Raw genomic sequence first — 13,148 nt, forward strand, 5'->3', positions numbered from 1 at the left:
CGCATGCACGGGCGCGTTTCAGGGGTTGCGTCGCAGTTGCCGGAACGGGGTGTCCCGGTCGCCCTGCGGATCGCGCGGGAGCCCCAGCACTCGCTCGCCGAGCACGGTGAGCTGGATCTGCTCGGTGCCGCCGGCGATGGACAGGGAGGGCGCGAAGAGTTCGCCGTGCGCCCATATGTCGCCCTGCGGATCGTCCGCGTCCCAGGCCAGGGCCTCCTCCGAGGCCGCGTCCAGGGCGAGGGTGGCCAGGCCGCGTGCCGCGCGGGAGGCGGCGACCTTGCCGACCGAGCCGAGCGGTCCCGGATCGCTGCCCGTGCTCGCCGCTCGTGCGATCCGCTCGGCGAACAGCCGCACGCCGAGCTGTGCCACGTAGGCGTCGGCGACGCGCTTGCGCAGCACCGTGTCGCCGGTGAGGCCGCGCCCCCGGATGAGCCGCACCACGGCGTCGAGGTCGAGGCCGGAGCTGATCGGGTTGTTGCGCAGGGCAAGCCGCTCGTTGGCGAGCATGAGCGTGGCCGCCCGCCAGCCGTCGTTGACCTCGCCCACCAGGTTCTCCGCGGGGATGCGCACGCCGTCCAGGAACACCTCGTTGAACTCGGCGTCCCCGGTGGCTTGCCGCAGCGGCCGCACGGTCACGCCCGGGGCGTGCATGTCGAGGATGAACATGGTGATGCCGCGGTGCTTGGGGGCGTCCGGGTCGGTACGGGTCAGCAGCAGCCCGTAGTCGGCGTGGTGCGCGAAGCTGGTCCACACCTTCTGACCGTTCACCACCCATGTGTCGCCGTCCCGCACGGCGGCGGTGGACAGCGCGGCCAGGTCGGAGCCCGCGCCCGGCTCGGAGAAGAGCTGGCACCAGAGGTGCTCGGCCCGCAGCATGGGCCCGAGGTGGCGGCGCCTTTGCTCATCGGTCCCCTTGGCCATCAGGACGGGGCCGCACATGCCCAGGCCGATGGTGAACACGTCCCGGTACGCCTCGTAGTCCTGGGCGGCCTCTTCGAACGCCGTCTCGTGGGCGGCGCTGAGGCCGAGGCCGTGGTGTTCCTCGGGCCAGGTGATGCCCGACAACCCGGCGTCGTAGAGGGCTTGCTGGTGGGCGCGGGCCGCGGTGAGGTAGGCGTCCGGCTCACGGGTGCGGCTGGGCGCGGCGCCCAACGGGGTCCCGTGGGTACGGAAGAACGCGGCGGCCCGGTCGCGCAACGCGGCGAGGTCAGGCTGATGGTCACTCATGAATGAACGCATCCTTCACGGGAGTTGGGGCCGGGGAGCCGCACCGAGGCCGGCGTGGGCGGCCAGTTGGTCGGCGTACGCGTCGGCGGTGCCGAACAGCCGGGCGGTGGCGCGGGCGCGGCGGAAGTAGAGGTGGGCGTCGTGCTCCCAGGTGAAGCCGATGCCGCCGTGGACCCGGATGGTGTCGGAGGTGATCTGCGTGAACGCCTGCGAGCAGGCCAGTTTCGCGGCGGCGGCAGCGTCGGTGAGCTCGTCGCGGGCGACGTCGCCGTGCAGGCCCGCGGCGAGTGCCAGGGCGTTCCAGTAGACCGAGCGGGCCAGTTCCAGCTCGATGAGCATGTTCGCGCACAGGTGTTTCACGGCCTGGAAGGAGCCGATGGCGCGGCCGTACTGGTAGCGCTGCGAGGCGTACGACGCGGACATCTCCAGGCAGCGCTCGGCGCCACCGATCTGCTCGGCGGCGGCGAGCACGGCCGCGTACGCGACCGCGCGGGTGTGCCAGTCGGTGGGGTCGGCGGGGTGGATCGGGCGCACCGGGGCGTCGTCGAGGACGATCCGGGCCTGGCCGCGGGTGAGGTCCATGGTGTGCAGTGGCGCCCTGCGCACGCCGGGCTCGCGGAGGTCGACCAGCAGGCCGCCTTCGGGGCCGGCGATCACCGCCAGGTCGGCGGCGTCCCCGTCGACGAGGTACGACAGGGTGCCGCTCGCCTTGCCGTCCTGTATGCGCACCGGGCCGGTCCCGGACTCTGTGCCCGGCGCCTCCAGGTGCACCGCGGCGACCCGTTCGCCGTGGGCGAGTGCGGGCAGTTCCTCGCGCCAGGGGCCGGGTCCTGCCGACTCCAGGATGAAGGCGGCGAGCGTCGTGGACAGCAGGGGGGCGGGCAGGTTGGCCCGCCCGGCCTCCTCCAGGGCCACCGCCAGGGCGACCAGGTCGATGCCGCTGCCGCCGTCGTCCTCGCCCACCGCCAGGCCGGTCAGGCCCACCTCGGTGGTGAGCCGGTGCCACAGCGTCCGGTCGTAGGGGTCAGGGCCGTCGATGACCGCGCGTACCGCCGAGCTGGAGGCGGACTTCTCCAGCAGTCCGCGGACCGCGGCACGGAACGCGGCGTGCTCGTCCGTGTACATCGTCATGGGGCGTCCTTCCTCGGCATCGCGCGGGTACCGCTGCGACGCGGAAACCGGCCCGATCGGGCCGTGGCAGGAGCGTCACACCGGCGCGTGAACCTGGGCAACGGAAGCCGGAGCTCTGACATCTTGCGGAAAGGTTGCTGCTCATAGCGTCGATCTCCCAAGGAGGAAGCGGCCGTTCGGCCGCCGACGTGAGGAGAGCCAGTCATGCGCGATGCGCGAGATCACGGACCCCGGAGCGCCCGGTGACGGCCGCGGTACCCACCCTGGCCGGATCGCGCGATCCGGGCACCGGCCAGGTGTACGTGGGCCCCCGCCGGTTCGCCGCCGACGGTTCGCTGCGGCCGTGCGAGCCCGTCCTGGTGCCGGCCCGCGGGACGCTCTACAGCTGGACGGTCCACCGCGGAACGGGCTACGGGCTGATCGACCTGGACGCGCCGTACGACAGCGTGCGCATCGAAGTGCGGCTCGGGGACGGCCCGTACGAGATCGGCGCCCGCTACCACGGCGAGGCTGAGTCCGACGAGGCCACGATCACCGAGGTGAGGTTCTGCCGTGACTGAGGTCTTCGTCGCCGGAACGGGCATGACCCGCTTCACCGGCCACGGGCCGGGAACCGCCCGAGCGTTGGCCGCCGAGGCCGCCCAGGCCGCGCTGTCCGACGCGGGGTTGTCCTTCGCGGACGTCGACACGCTCATCGCCGGAGCCGGACACCCGCTCAGCCCTCGTGGCTCGATCGTCGCCCGCGAACTGGGCCTGACCGGCATCCCCGTGCAGCACGTCGTCAACGCCTCGGCCACCGGCCTTGCGGCGATCGACGCCGCGATGCGCACCGTCGAGTCCGGCCGGGCGGATGTCGCGCTGGTCCTCGGATACGACGCGCCCGAGGTCGACATACCGCTGGAGCAGGTGATCGCGGCCGAGGGCAGCCGTCCGCCCGCGGTGTCCTTCGCACTGTGGGCGCGCCGCCGTATGCACGAAGTCGGCACGACCCGCGAGCATCTGGCCGCGGTGGCCGCCAAGAACTGGAACTACGCCCGGCAGAGCCCTTACGCGGCTCGGCAGGCAGCGGAGCCGGTCACGACTGAACGGGTGCTCGCCGCCAGTACGGTCGCCGACCCGTTCACCTCCATGATGTGCACGCCGTGGGGCGAGGGGGCCGCCGCCGTGGTGCTGTGCTCGGACCGGGCCCGGGCGACGCACGGCGGCCGCCCCGCCGTACGGCTCGCCGCCAGCGCGCTGTGCTCCGAGCGCTACGCACCGCGTCAGGTGCTGGACGGCGTCGTCGCCGCGGCCCCCGAACTGACCCGGCACACGGCCATGCAGGCCATGCGGGCCGCCGGGGTGACGGCGCGGGACCTGGACCTCGTGCAGGTCCACGACGCGTTCGCCGTCGAGGAACTCGTCTACCTCGAACAGCTCGGCCTGACCGAGCCCGGGGAGACCGAGAAGCTGCTGCTGGAGGGCGCCTTCGGGCCGGGCTCACGCGCCCGCTTCGGCCTGCCCGAGGTTTCCACCGACGGCGGGCTGATCGCCCGTGGGCACCCCGGCGCCCCGACCGGCGTGGCCCAGGTGTGGGAGACGGTGCGCCGGATGCGCACGGTGGCCTCGGACCGGGTGGGCCTGTGCCATCTGGTGGGCGCCGGCCCGGTGTGCGTGACCCAGGTCTACATCCGAGAGGACCCCTCATGACCGACACAACCGCGAAGCCGGCGTATCCGCCGGTCGTCACCTCGGTCGATGCCGACCGGGTCGCCGCGTTCGCCGCGGCCACCTCTGCCGACCCGGCGCTGGGAGTGCCGCCGGCGTTCGCCGCCGTGTACACGTTGGCGGCGACCATGCCGCAGGTGCTCGCCGACGAGGCGCTCGGCATCGACCTGTCCCGTGCGCTCCACGGAGAGCAGGAGTTCACCTGGACCGACCACCCCCGCGAGGGCGAGGCGCTCGTGGCGAGCGGCCGGATCGTCGAGGACGTGAACAAGGGAGACAAGCGGATGGTCATGATCGAGACAGCGGTCACCGGAGACGGATCGCGGCCGGTGTGTGTCTCCCGCATGCTGCTGGTGATCCGATGAGGGCCGCCGAGCTGACGCCCGGTCAGCAACTTCCCGGACTCTCCGTGGAGATCACGGAGGAGATGATCCGGCGGTACGCGGACGCGTCCGGTGACCACAACCCCCTTCACCTGGACGCCGCCGCGGCCCGCGCTGCCGGTCTGGACGGGGTGATCGCACACGGCATGCTCCAGTTCGGGCTGCTCAGCGGCGCGGTCACCGCGTGGGCGGGCGAGGCGTCGAAGGTACGGCGCATCGGTGTGCGGTTCGCGGCCATGGTCCGCCCGGGAGACACCGTGTCCGTCACCGGAACCGTGGCGGCGAGCGAGGAGGGGCGCACCCGCATCGACGCGTCGGTGGTCAACCAGCGCGGTGAGGCCGTACTGACGCGCGTTCGTGTCGAGGTGGACGGCTGACCGTGCGGTAGCCGGCCGTACGCGGCCTACGCGTCAAGGCCCTTGGGAGATGTCCCCCAAGGGCCTTGAGCATGGGCTGCCGCGCGCGGCGGGCGCTGTCAGCCCACCGGGTTGGTGCCCGGTACGGCGCCGTCCAGGTCGGTGATCTCGCCCCAGCGCCCGGCGACTTCCCCGAGCGTCGGCACCTCGCTGAAGGTGACGCCCTTGCTCTGGTACAGCCGCACCCGGTGCACCTCTCCGCCGCCGGCGGAGACGACCAGCCCGCTGTCGGTGAGTTCGTCCGAGAGCAGATGGCCGACGACGGGTGCGACATGCGCGGGGTCCAGGCGGGTGCGCATCTCGGGCGAGGCGATGTCCTCGGTCATGCGGGTCGCGGCGATCGGCGCGATGGCGTTGGCCAGGATGCCGTACCTGCGGCCCTCGATCGCGAGGGTGTTGATCAGGCCGACCAGAGCGCCCTTCGCCGCACCGTAGTTGGCCTGCCCGAAGTTGCCGTACAGGCCCGAGGCCGAGGTGGTGACCACCACGCGTCCGTGACGCTGCTCGCGCAGATACGGCCATGCGGCGCGGACTACGTGATAGGTGCCGTACAGGTGCACCCGCTGTACGGCGTCCCAGCTCTCCGCCGTCATCTTGTGGAAGGACGCGTCGCGCAGGATGCCCGCGTTGGCCACCACACCGTCGATGCGCCCGAATGCGTCGAGCGCGCGCTGCACCACCGCGGCGCCGCCGTCCTCGGTGGCGACGTTGCTGTGGTCGGCGACCGCCTGGCCGCCCGCCTCGGTGATCTCCGCGACGACGGCGTCGGCGGCCGCGCTGCCGCTCCCGCTGCCGTCCCGCGCCCCGCCGAGGTCGTTGACGACGACCTTGGTCCCGGCGCGGCCCAGCAGCAGCGCGTACGCGCGGCCGAGGCCGCCCCCCGCTCCGGTGACAGCGATCACTCGTCCGTCGACTCCTGCCATGGTCAGCTCCCTGCCTTGTCTCGGGTGTCCGTGCCGCTGGGGGCGAAGCGCTCCCGCAGTGCACGTTTGTCGGTCTTTCCGTAGGTGTTGCGGGGGATCGTGTCCACGAACTCGATGCGGCGCGGGCTCTTGTAGGGAGCGAGGCGGTCGCGGCAGTGCGCTTGCAGCTCGTCGGGGGAAGGGCGGGTCCCCGAGGGAACCACCACGGCGGTGACGATCTCGCCCCAGGTGCGGTCCGGCAGTCCGATGACGGCGGCGTCCACGATGCCCGGGTGCTCCAGCAGCGCGCCTTCGACCTCGATCGCGTAGACGTTGGAACCGCCCGTGATGATCAGGTCCTTGGCCCGGTCGAGCAGGAACAGGCGGCCGCGCTCGTCGATCCTGCCGAGGTCGCCGGTGTGCAGCCAGCCGCCGCGCAGGGCGCGCGCACTCTCCTCGGGGCGTCGCCAGTAGCCGGCCATGAGGGCGGGCCCGCTGGTCACCACTTCGCCGACCTCGTTCGGGGGCAGTACCGCGCCCGTGTCCGGATCGACGATCCGTACGGCCATTCCGGGGCGCGGATGGCCGGCGCAGTGCGGCAGCGCCGCCTCGCCGTCGTCCGGGTCCGGATGCTCCTCGGCCGGCAGCCAGGTGATCGTCATGGGTGACTCGCCCTGCCCGTAGAGCTGCACCAGCACCGGCCCGAAGGTCCGCAGAGCGGCGGCCAGTTCGGTCTGCGGGAAGGGCGCCCCGCCGTAGACGACGCGCCGCAGCGCCGGAAGCGCGGGGTCCGCGCCGTCGATGTGGTCGGTGAGCAGGGTGATCTGGGTGGGCACCAGCCAGGTGTTGGTCACCTGGTGCTCGCGCATGAGCCGCAGGACCGTCTCCGGGTCGAACCGCTCGCCGGTCGGGATCACCTGGTGTGCGCCGCGGGCGGTCGCGGCCAGGGCGTGAAATCCCGCGCCGTGGCTGAGCGGAGCGGCGTGCAGCGTCACATCGCGGTGGTCGAGCGGGGTGAGGTCGGCCAGCCAGGACGCGACGACGAACGCCAGCCCGCCGTGCGTGAGCACCGCGCCTTTGGGGCGTCCCGTGGTGCCCGACGTGTAGAAGAGCCAGGCCGGCGCGTCGGCGTCCACGTCCTCGGTCCGGGCCGGGGTGCCGGTGTGGGCGGCGAGCAGTTCCTCGTACCCGCTGCCGGTCACCACCAGCGGAACGCCCAGGTCGTCGACGCCTTCGGTGCGGTCGGTGACGAGCACCGCGGCACCGGAGTCCGCGAGGTGGTACGCGACCTCGGCCGCGGGCAGTTTCGCGTTCAGCGGGACGACGGCGGCCCCGGCCTTGAACGCGGCGTACATGGTCTCCAGCAGTTCGGGCCGGTTGCGCATGAGCAGCGCCACCCGGTCGCCGGGGCGAACCCCGGCCGCGCGCAGAGCGTGCCCCAGGGCGTCGGACCGGCTCTCCAGCCGGCCCCAGCTCACGGTCCGGTCGCCGTAGGTCAGCGCGGGCGCGTCCGGGTATCGGGCGGCGGTCTGACTGAGCGTGTGGGCGAGGTTCATCGGGGCCTCAATGCCGCTCTGCGGGCTGGTTCTTGACGGAGCGCTCCGCGATGAACGCCAGCAACTCCTTGGCGACGTCCCGCCCCTGCTCCTTCGCCTCCCGCTTGACCGCGAGCCAGTCGCTCAGGTCCCGGGCGGCCTGCTCCTCGCGTGCGTTCCAGTCCTCGACGAGCGGGGTGGTGATCTCCAGGCGGATGTCGTTGACCGGGTCGCGGAAGTAGACGCTGAGGATGATGCCGTGGTCGGTCGGGCCGACGACCTCGAGGCCGTTGGCCCGCAGCCAATCGGCCCAGGCGTGGATGTGCTCGGGGCTGGGCGCCTCGAACGCGAGGTGGTCGAAGATGTCGTAGGCGGGGTGGCCCTTGGGGTTGGCCGGGGGCAGTCCGGGAGCCTCGAAGAAGGCCACCGTCGATCCGTCCTGAAGACGGAAGAAGACATGGAAGTACGGGAAGTCGTCGCCGGTCGACGGCACCTTGTCCCCGATCACCGTGCTGACCATCGGCATGCCCATGACCCGGGTGTAGAAGTCGACGGTCGCCTCCACGTCGTGGGTGACGTAGGCCAGGTGGTTGAGCATCATCGGCCGTCCCGGCGACGGCGGGCCGGCGAGCTCCGAGGGTCCGGTGGTCTCGCTCATCGTGGATCTCCTCTTGGTGGTCTCTTGTGCGTGTGCTGTCGTGCGAGGTGTGGCCCGGCAGGGAGTCAGTTCCGGTCCGCCGCCCAGGCGACGATCCGATCGCAGGCCTGATCCCGCAGCTCGGGCTGTCCCTCGAAGTAGTGGCCGGCGCCCGGCACCGCAAGCAGGTCACGGGGGGCCTTGCGCACCGCCTCGTACATGTCGAGCGCGTGCCGCGGGTGCGCCGCCGTGTCGCCGGTGCCGTAGACGATCAGCACCGGAACCGTCACCTCGCGCAGCCAGCGCAGTGCGTCGCCCTGGGCGTGCTCGAGCGACCACTGGTTGAGCCAGCTCCGGGCGGTCGTGTAGCGGGCGATCGCTGCCGGCAGGTAGTTGGCGGAGGCGGGTGGACCCCACAGCGAGACGCCGACCTCGCGGTCGCTGGGTTCCAGCGTCCCGTCGAGGCTGCGCGGGTCGGCGTAGGTGCCGTGGACGACGAACGGGAAGTCGTCCACGCCGGGCGGCAGCGACCGCAGCCGTGCCTGTGCCCAGCGCGTGATCCGGTGATTGCGCTCCACCTGGGCGGCGCGGAAGCGGGCGACGAACTCCGCCGTGTAGGGCGGGCCGTTGCGCTCGTCGAACATGTCGAGGTCGGGATCGCGGACGAACGGCTCGGACTCGTCGGCGATGGCGGGGTCGAGCCATTCGGTCAGCAGCCGGGCACGCCCGGAGTGGGCGTTGAGCATGACGACACCGTCGGCCGGCGGCAGCGTGTGCGCGGTCAGGTCGGGGCCGCCGCCGGGCGGGTCGGTGACGGTCGTGTGCTCCGCCTGAGCCTGGTAGTACGGCACCACCGAGGCGCCGCCCGAGTTGCCGACCAGGATGACGCGCCGGTATCCGCGCTCCCGCAGGTGCGCGACCATCGCGGCGATGTCCAGCAGGCAGTTCTCGGTGATCAGCGACGAGTCGTTGCCGACATAGCGGGTGGTGAGACCGACGGCGGCGACACCCCGCCGCGCCAGCGGTTCCAGCGCGTAGTGGCCGAGCATGTTCGACGTCGGGTGCACCACCATCACGGCCGTGTCCGGCGACGGCCCCTCGGCGACCACTTCGCTGGCCCACACGGTGCCCGAGAGCCGTGCGACGCCCGAGTAGATGTCAACTCTCTTACTGGGTACGGAGGGCGCGGCGAGCAACGTGCGTGTCAGGCCGGGTCCTGCCGTGGTCGAATGCGTGATTGCGTTCACGGGCTCACCGTGACAGCGGTTTCCTGTCAGCCCCGTGTCGGTTCTCGCCGCGAACCAGCATGTCAGCCTCCTGTCGACTGCGCCACGGCCGAACTGCGCCGGTACCGCGCGCTGTTAGAAGTGCTGCATGCCTGAGACTTACGACGACTTCGACATCGAGGACAGTGACCGGTCCCCGACCTGGCCGGACGGCTCCGGCTCCGGCTCCGGCGGTCCCTTGGACGGCGTACGCGTCATCGAGCTGGGCACGGTCGTGTCAGGCCCGTTCGCCGGTCGCCTCCTCGCCGACCAAGGGGCAGATGTGATCAAGGTCGAGGCCCCGGACCGCCCCGACCCGATGCGTCACTGGGGCCAGCACTCCTATCGGGGCCACCGACTGTGGTGGACGGTCCACGCGCGCAACAAGCGCTGCGTGACGCTCGACCTGCGCACCCCTCGCGGGCAGGAGCTCCTGCTGCGGCTGGTGCGGCACGCGGACGTGGTGATCGAGAACTTCCGCCCCGGCACCCTGGAGCGCTGGAACCTCGGCTACGACCGGCTCGCCGAGGCCAATCCGGGGCTGGTACTGGCCCGCGTGTCCGGCTACGGGCAGAGCGGCCCGTACCGAAGGCGTCCCGGCTACGCGTCGGTGGCCGAGGCGATGGGCGGGCTGCGTGCGGTCAACGGCCACCCCGATCCCGACCGGCCGCCGCCCCGCATGGCGCTGTCGCTGGGGGATTCGCTGGCCGGCATGGTCGCGGTGCAGGGCATCCTGGCCGCGCTGCTGCACCGGGAGCGCACGCAGGGCCGCGGCCAGGTGGTCGACGTGGCGCTCACCGAGGCCTGCCTGGCGCTGTCGGAGTCGATCATCCCCGAGTACGACCGGCTCGGACGCGTACGGCAGCCCTCCGGAACCCGGCTGGACGGCATCGCACCGTCCAACATCTTCCGTTCCCGTGACGGCCAGTGGGTGATCGTGGCCGCCAACCAGGACACGGTGTTCGACCGCCTGTGCAAGGCCATCGACCGCCCGGAGCTCGCCAGCGATCCGCGGTTCACCACCCATGAGGCGCGCGGCAGGAACCAGGACGAGATCGAGGCGATCGTCGACGCATGGGTCGCCCGGCACAGCGCCGAGGAGGCGGTGCGGCTGCTCACGGCCGCCGACGTGGTGGCCGGCCCGGTCTACACGGCCGCGGACATCGTCGAGGACCCGCAGTTCAGGGCCCGCGACATGCTGGTGCCGCACCCCGACGAGCGGGTGGGCGAGGACGTGCTCGGTCCCGGCGTGGTACCGAAGTTCTCCGCGACGCCCGGGGCGGTGCGGTGGGCCGGCCCGCCCCGTCCTGGCACCCACAACGACGCGGTGTACCGCGGGCTGCTCGGGCTCGCCCCCGAGGAGATCCGCTCTCTCGAGGAGGAAGGAATCCTGTGAGCGCACAACCGACTGCCGGAGTACGGCCGTTCGGGCTGCCCGCCCGTATCAACCTGCGCGAGGTGGGACCGCGCGACGGCCTGCAGATCGAGCAGCCGATACCCACCGAGGCCAAGCTCGAACTCATCACGGCCCTGGTCGACGCGGGAATGCGCCGCATCGAGGCCACGGCCTTCGTCTCCCCCAGCGCGGTCCCGGCGATGGCGGACGCCGAAAAGGTCGCCGCACACCTGCACCAGTGGCCCGACGTCGAGTTCTCCGCACTCGTGGCAAGCCCCCGGGGAGCCCGGCGTGCCCTCGACGCCGGCGTGCGGGTCGTGGAGTACGTGGTGTCGGCCGCCGACGGCCACAGTCAGGCCAACGTTCGGCGCACCAGCGCGGCGGCACTGGCGCAGGTCGAGGAGGTCGCGTCCCGGGTGCACCGGCACGGCGGCAGCTGCGAGGTCATCGTCGCGACCGCCTGGGACTGCCCCTTCGACGGCCCGACCCCGCCGGACGGTGTGGTGGACGTGGCCCGGCGCGCGGTCGACCTGGGCGCGGACCGGCTGTGCCTGGCCGACACCATCGGCACCACCACCCCGGTCCGTATGGCCGAACTGCTCGGCGCCGTCCGGGAGGCGGTCCCGGGGACGCCCATCGGGCTGCACCTGCACAACACCCGCGGTGCGGGGCTGGCCACGGCGTTCGCCGCGCTCCAGCTGGGGGTGGTGGACATCGACGCGTCGATCGGCGGTCTGGGCGGCTGCCCGTTCGCCCCGGGCGCGAGCGGCAACATCGCCACCGAGGAACTCGCCTACCTGTGCCGGGACATGGGTGTGGAATCCGGGACCTCTCTGGAAGGCCTGCTCAGAGCGGGCCGCATCGCCGAGCGGGCGCTGGGCCGGACCCTGCCCAGCGGGGTCCTGCGGGCGGGCGACCGGTCCGCGGGCAGCCGGGTGGGGACGGGGCCGTCCGCCTCTTGCGTGCAGAGACCACGGATGACAGTTTTCTGAAATGTTGCCGACATGTACGGCGATTCACGCTGTCGAATGACGGAACAGTGACCGCGGGTTCGAGGAGGCATCCATGGCGCACACGACACTCGGTCGCCCCAGGCAGACGCCCGGTGCCGACCGGCCTGACCGGGGCGGCACCGGCGCTCTGCCGGCCAGGACGCGCACACCGCGACCGGACCTGATCCCTGCACGGCCGGCGCTGATCGTCGCCGAAGAGGAGAACGGCGTCGCCGCGCGACTGCGCGAGCTGTGCGCCTCCATCGGCTGGTCACATCTCTTCGTGACCGAAGAGGCACAGCTGCGCTGGTCGGCCACGGTGCACCGGCCGGCCGCGGTCATCGTCGTGGCCGGCACCGACGCATGGTTGGACCGCACGGCGAAGGTGGCCCGCGCGACCGGCTTCGGCGGCGCGGTGGCCATCGTCGGAGCACTGCTCTCGCCACGGGTGATCGCCGTCCTGCGTTCGGGCGTCGACGTGGTGGCCGCACCCGACCTGCCCGGCACGGAACTCCTCGCCCGCATCCTGGCGGTGGTCCGCCGCTCTTCCGAGACGTTCGAGTCCGGCGCCCGGTATCTGGTGGGCGGACCCGTGCGCGTCGACCTGTGGCAGCGGGAGGTCCGGCTCGACGACGAGGTCGTGTCCCTCTCCGGCACCGAGTACAAACTGCTCGTCCACCTGATGCGCAACTCCGGCCGCACGGTGGAGAGCAGGACCATCCTCGGCAAGGTCTGGGGGTGGATGGACGGAGGTGGTCTGAACACACTGCGCATCCACATCGGCCGGCTGCGCCGCAAGCTCGGCGACGACGCCAAGAAGCCGACGCTGGTGCTCTCCGCCCGCGGCTACGGCTACAGCTTCGGCCCGCAGGTGCTGGAGATGGGCGACGAGGGACGCACCAGCAGCCTGGTCCCCGCACCGCAGGTGGACATGCTGCGGGCCCTGACAGGGTTGATCGAACGATTCGGCCGGCAGCCCGATGAGGAGGGGTGCACGCGTGAGCTCGTCGGCACGCTGGTGGCGGACGGCACGGCGGACGCCGTGGCCGTCCACCACGTGCACCAGGACCGCCTGAGGCTGATCGCGCACAAGGGCCTGTCACCGGCCTGGGTGCGCGCGGTCACCCCGGACGTTCCGCTGAGATCGGGCTTCGCCTGTGCACACGCCGTCAAGACGGCGTCGCCGGTGCAGCTGATGCGACTGTCCGCCGGCCGGTTCCGCGACACCTTCCACGTCTGCAGCCAGGAGGTGCCGGGTGCGTACCTGTTCCTGCCGATAAAGATCGGCACGGACAGCTCGGCGTGCATGGGCGTCGTGCGGCACCGCGACGAGCCCTACGGTCCCACCATGCTGTCCTATCTCGACGCCGTCGCCGCGGCGTACGGCAGTCATCTCGCGGCGCGACGTGCGGGGCGGGAAACGCCCCGGTCGGTGACGTGTGCTTGAGGCGGAGAGTGCACGGCAACAACCAGTGACACGTGCAACACGCGTGGTTCCCGCCGTCTGCGCCAGGTGATAGACACAGCGGGGTCACAGTTCCTGTCCGCCAGCAGGAG

At 72.1% G+C, this 13,148-nt stretch carries 13 protein-coding genes; 7 read left to right on the forward strand and 6 right to left on the reverse strand.

The annotated features are described in order from the left end of the window. Nucleotides 1-18: 18 nt before the first annotated feature. Together ABZ910_RS26415 and ABZ910_RS26420 are read right to left on the reverse strand one after the other, a co-directional pair. Nucleotides 19-1,227, reverse strand: coding sequence for an acyl-CoA dehydrogenase family protein (locus ABZ910_RS26415; RefSeq protein WP_361369458.1), 1,209 nt, complete (start codon nucleotides 1,225-1,227; stop codon nucleotides 19-21). A 15-nt stretch (nucleotides 1,228-1,242) separates the two neighbouring features. Beyond that, nucleotides 1,243-2,358, reverse strand: coding sequence for an acyl-CoA dehydrogenase family protein (locus ABZ910_RS26420; protein WP_361369460.1), 1,116 nt, complete (start codon nucleotides 2,356-2,358; stop codon nucleotides 1,243-1,245). Between the two features lie 242 nt (nucleotides 2,359-2,600). Here ABZ910_RS26420 and ABZ910_RS26425 point away from each other — a divergent pair, with 242 nt between their 5' ends. From ABZ910_RS26425 to ABZ910_RS26440, 4 genes are read left to right on the forward strand one after another with little or no spacing between them, the layout of a single operon-like run. Then, complete coding sequence (locus ABZ910_RS26425; protein ID WP_361369462.1) at nucleotides 2,601-2,918, forward strand: hypothetical protein; 318 nt, start codon at nucleotides 2,601-2,603, stop codon at nucleotides 2,916-2,918. Beyond that, nucleotides 2,911-4,047, forward strand: coding sequence for a thiolase family protein (locus tag ABZ910_RS26430; protein WP_361369464.1), 1,137 nt, complete (start codon nucleotides 2,911-2,913; stop codon nucleotides 4,045-4,047). Before ABZ910_RS26425 ends, ABZ910_RS26430 begins: the two co-directional genes overlap by 8 nt. Continuing rightward, nucleotides 4,044-4,430: a MaoC family dehydratase N-terminal domain-containing protein gene (locus ABZ910_RS26435; RefSeq protein WP_361369466.1), complete on the forward strand. Its 387-nt coding sequence runs from the start codon at nucleotides 4,044-4,046 to the stop codon at nucleotides 4,428-4,430. Before ABZ910_RS26430 ends, ABZ910_RS26435 begins: the two co-directional genes overlap by 4 nt. Further along, entirely contained in the window at nucleotides 4,427-4,825 is a 399-nt protein-coding gene (locus tag ABZ910_RS26440) for a MaoC/PaaZ C-terminal domain-containing protein (protein WP_361369468.1), read from the forward strand. The genes ABZ910_RS26435 and ABZ910_RS26440 overlap by 4 nt, the downstream gene beginning before the upstream one ends. A gap of 98 nt (nucleotides 4,826-4,923) precedes the next feature. Here ABZ910_RS26440 and ABZ910_RS26445 read toward each other — a convergent pair whose 3' ends face one another. The 4 genes from ABZ910_RS26445 to ABZ910_RS26460 form a co-directional block, all read right to left on the reverse strand. Further along, nucleotides 4,924-5,787, reverse strand: a complete 864-nt coding sequence (locus ABZ910_RS26445) for an SDR family NAD(P)-dependent oxidoreductase (protein ID WP_361369470.1) — start codon at nucleotides 5,785-5,787, stop codon at nucleotides 4,924-4,926. A gap of 2 nt (nucleotides 5,788-5,789) precedes the next feature. Further along, nucleotides 5,790-7,322 (reverse strand): AMP-binding protein, encoded by a 1,533-nt coding sequence (locus ABZ910_RS26450; protein WP_361369472.1) that lies wholly within the window; start codon nucleotides 7,320-7,322, stop codon nucleotides 5,790-5,792. A gap of 7 nt (nucleotides 7,323-7,329) precedes the next feature. Then, entirely contained in the window at nucleotides 7,330-7,959 is a 630-nt protein-coding gene (locus ABZ910_RS26455) for a VOC family protein (protein ID WP_361369474.1), read from the reverse strand. Between the two features lie 65 nt (nucleotides 7,960-8,024). Then, complete coding sequence (locus ABZ910_RS26460) at nucleotides 8,025-9,185, reverse strand: alpha/beta hydrolase (protein ID WP_361369476.1); 1,161 nt, start codon at nucleotides 9,183-9,185, stop codon at nucleotides 8,025-8,027. 127 nt (nucleotides 9,186-9,312) lie between these two features. On the opposite strand from ABZ910_RS26460, the gene ABZ910_RS26465 reads away from it, so the two are divergent. From ABZ910_RS26465 to ABZ910_RS26475, 3 genes are all read left to right on the forward strand, one after another. Further along, nucleotides 9,313-10,599: a CaiB/BaiF CoA-transferase family protein gene (locus ABZ910_RS26465; protein WP_361369478.1), complete on the forward strand. Its 1,287-nt coding sequence runs from the start codon at nucleotides 9,313-9,315 to the stop codon at nucleotides 10,597-10,599. Continuing rightward, on the forward strand, nucleotides 10,596-11,591 hold the full coding sequence (locus ABZ910_RS26470; RefSeq protein WP_361369480.1) for a hydroxymethylglutaryl-CoA lyase: 996 nt from the start codon (nucleotides 10,596-10,598) through the stop codon (nucleotides 11,589-11,591). The genes ABZ910_RS26465 and ABZ910_RS26470 overlap by 4 nt, the downstream gene beginning before the upstream one ends. Before the next feature lie 73 nt (nucleotides 11,592-11,664). Next, on the forward strand, nucleotides 11,665-13,038 hold the full coding sequence (locus ABZ910_RS26475; protein ID WP_361369482.1) for a response regulator transcription factor: 1,374 nt from the start codon (nucleotides 11,665-11,667) through the stop codon (nucleotides 13,036-13,038). Nucleotides 13,039-13,148 lie beyond the last annotated feature (110 nt).

Origin of the sequence: Streptomyces sp. NPDC046805 (assembly GCF_040645355.1) — a bacterium.
GTDB lineage: Bacteria > Actinomycetota > Actinomycetes > Streptomycetales > Streptomycetaceae > Streptomyces.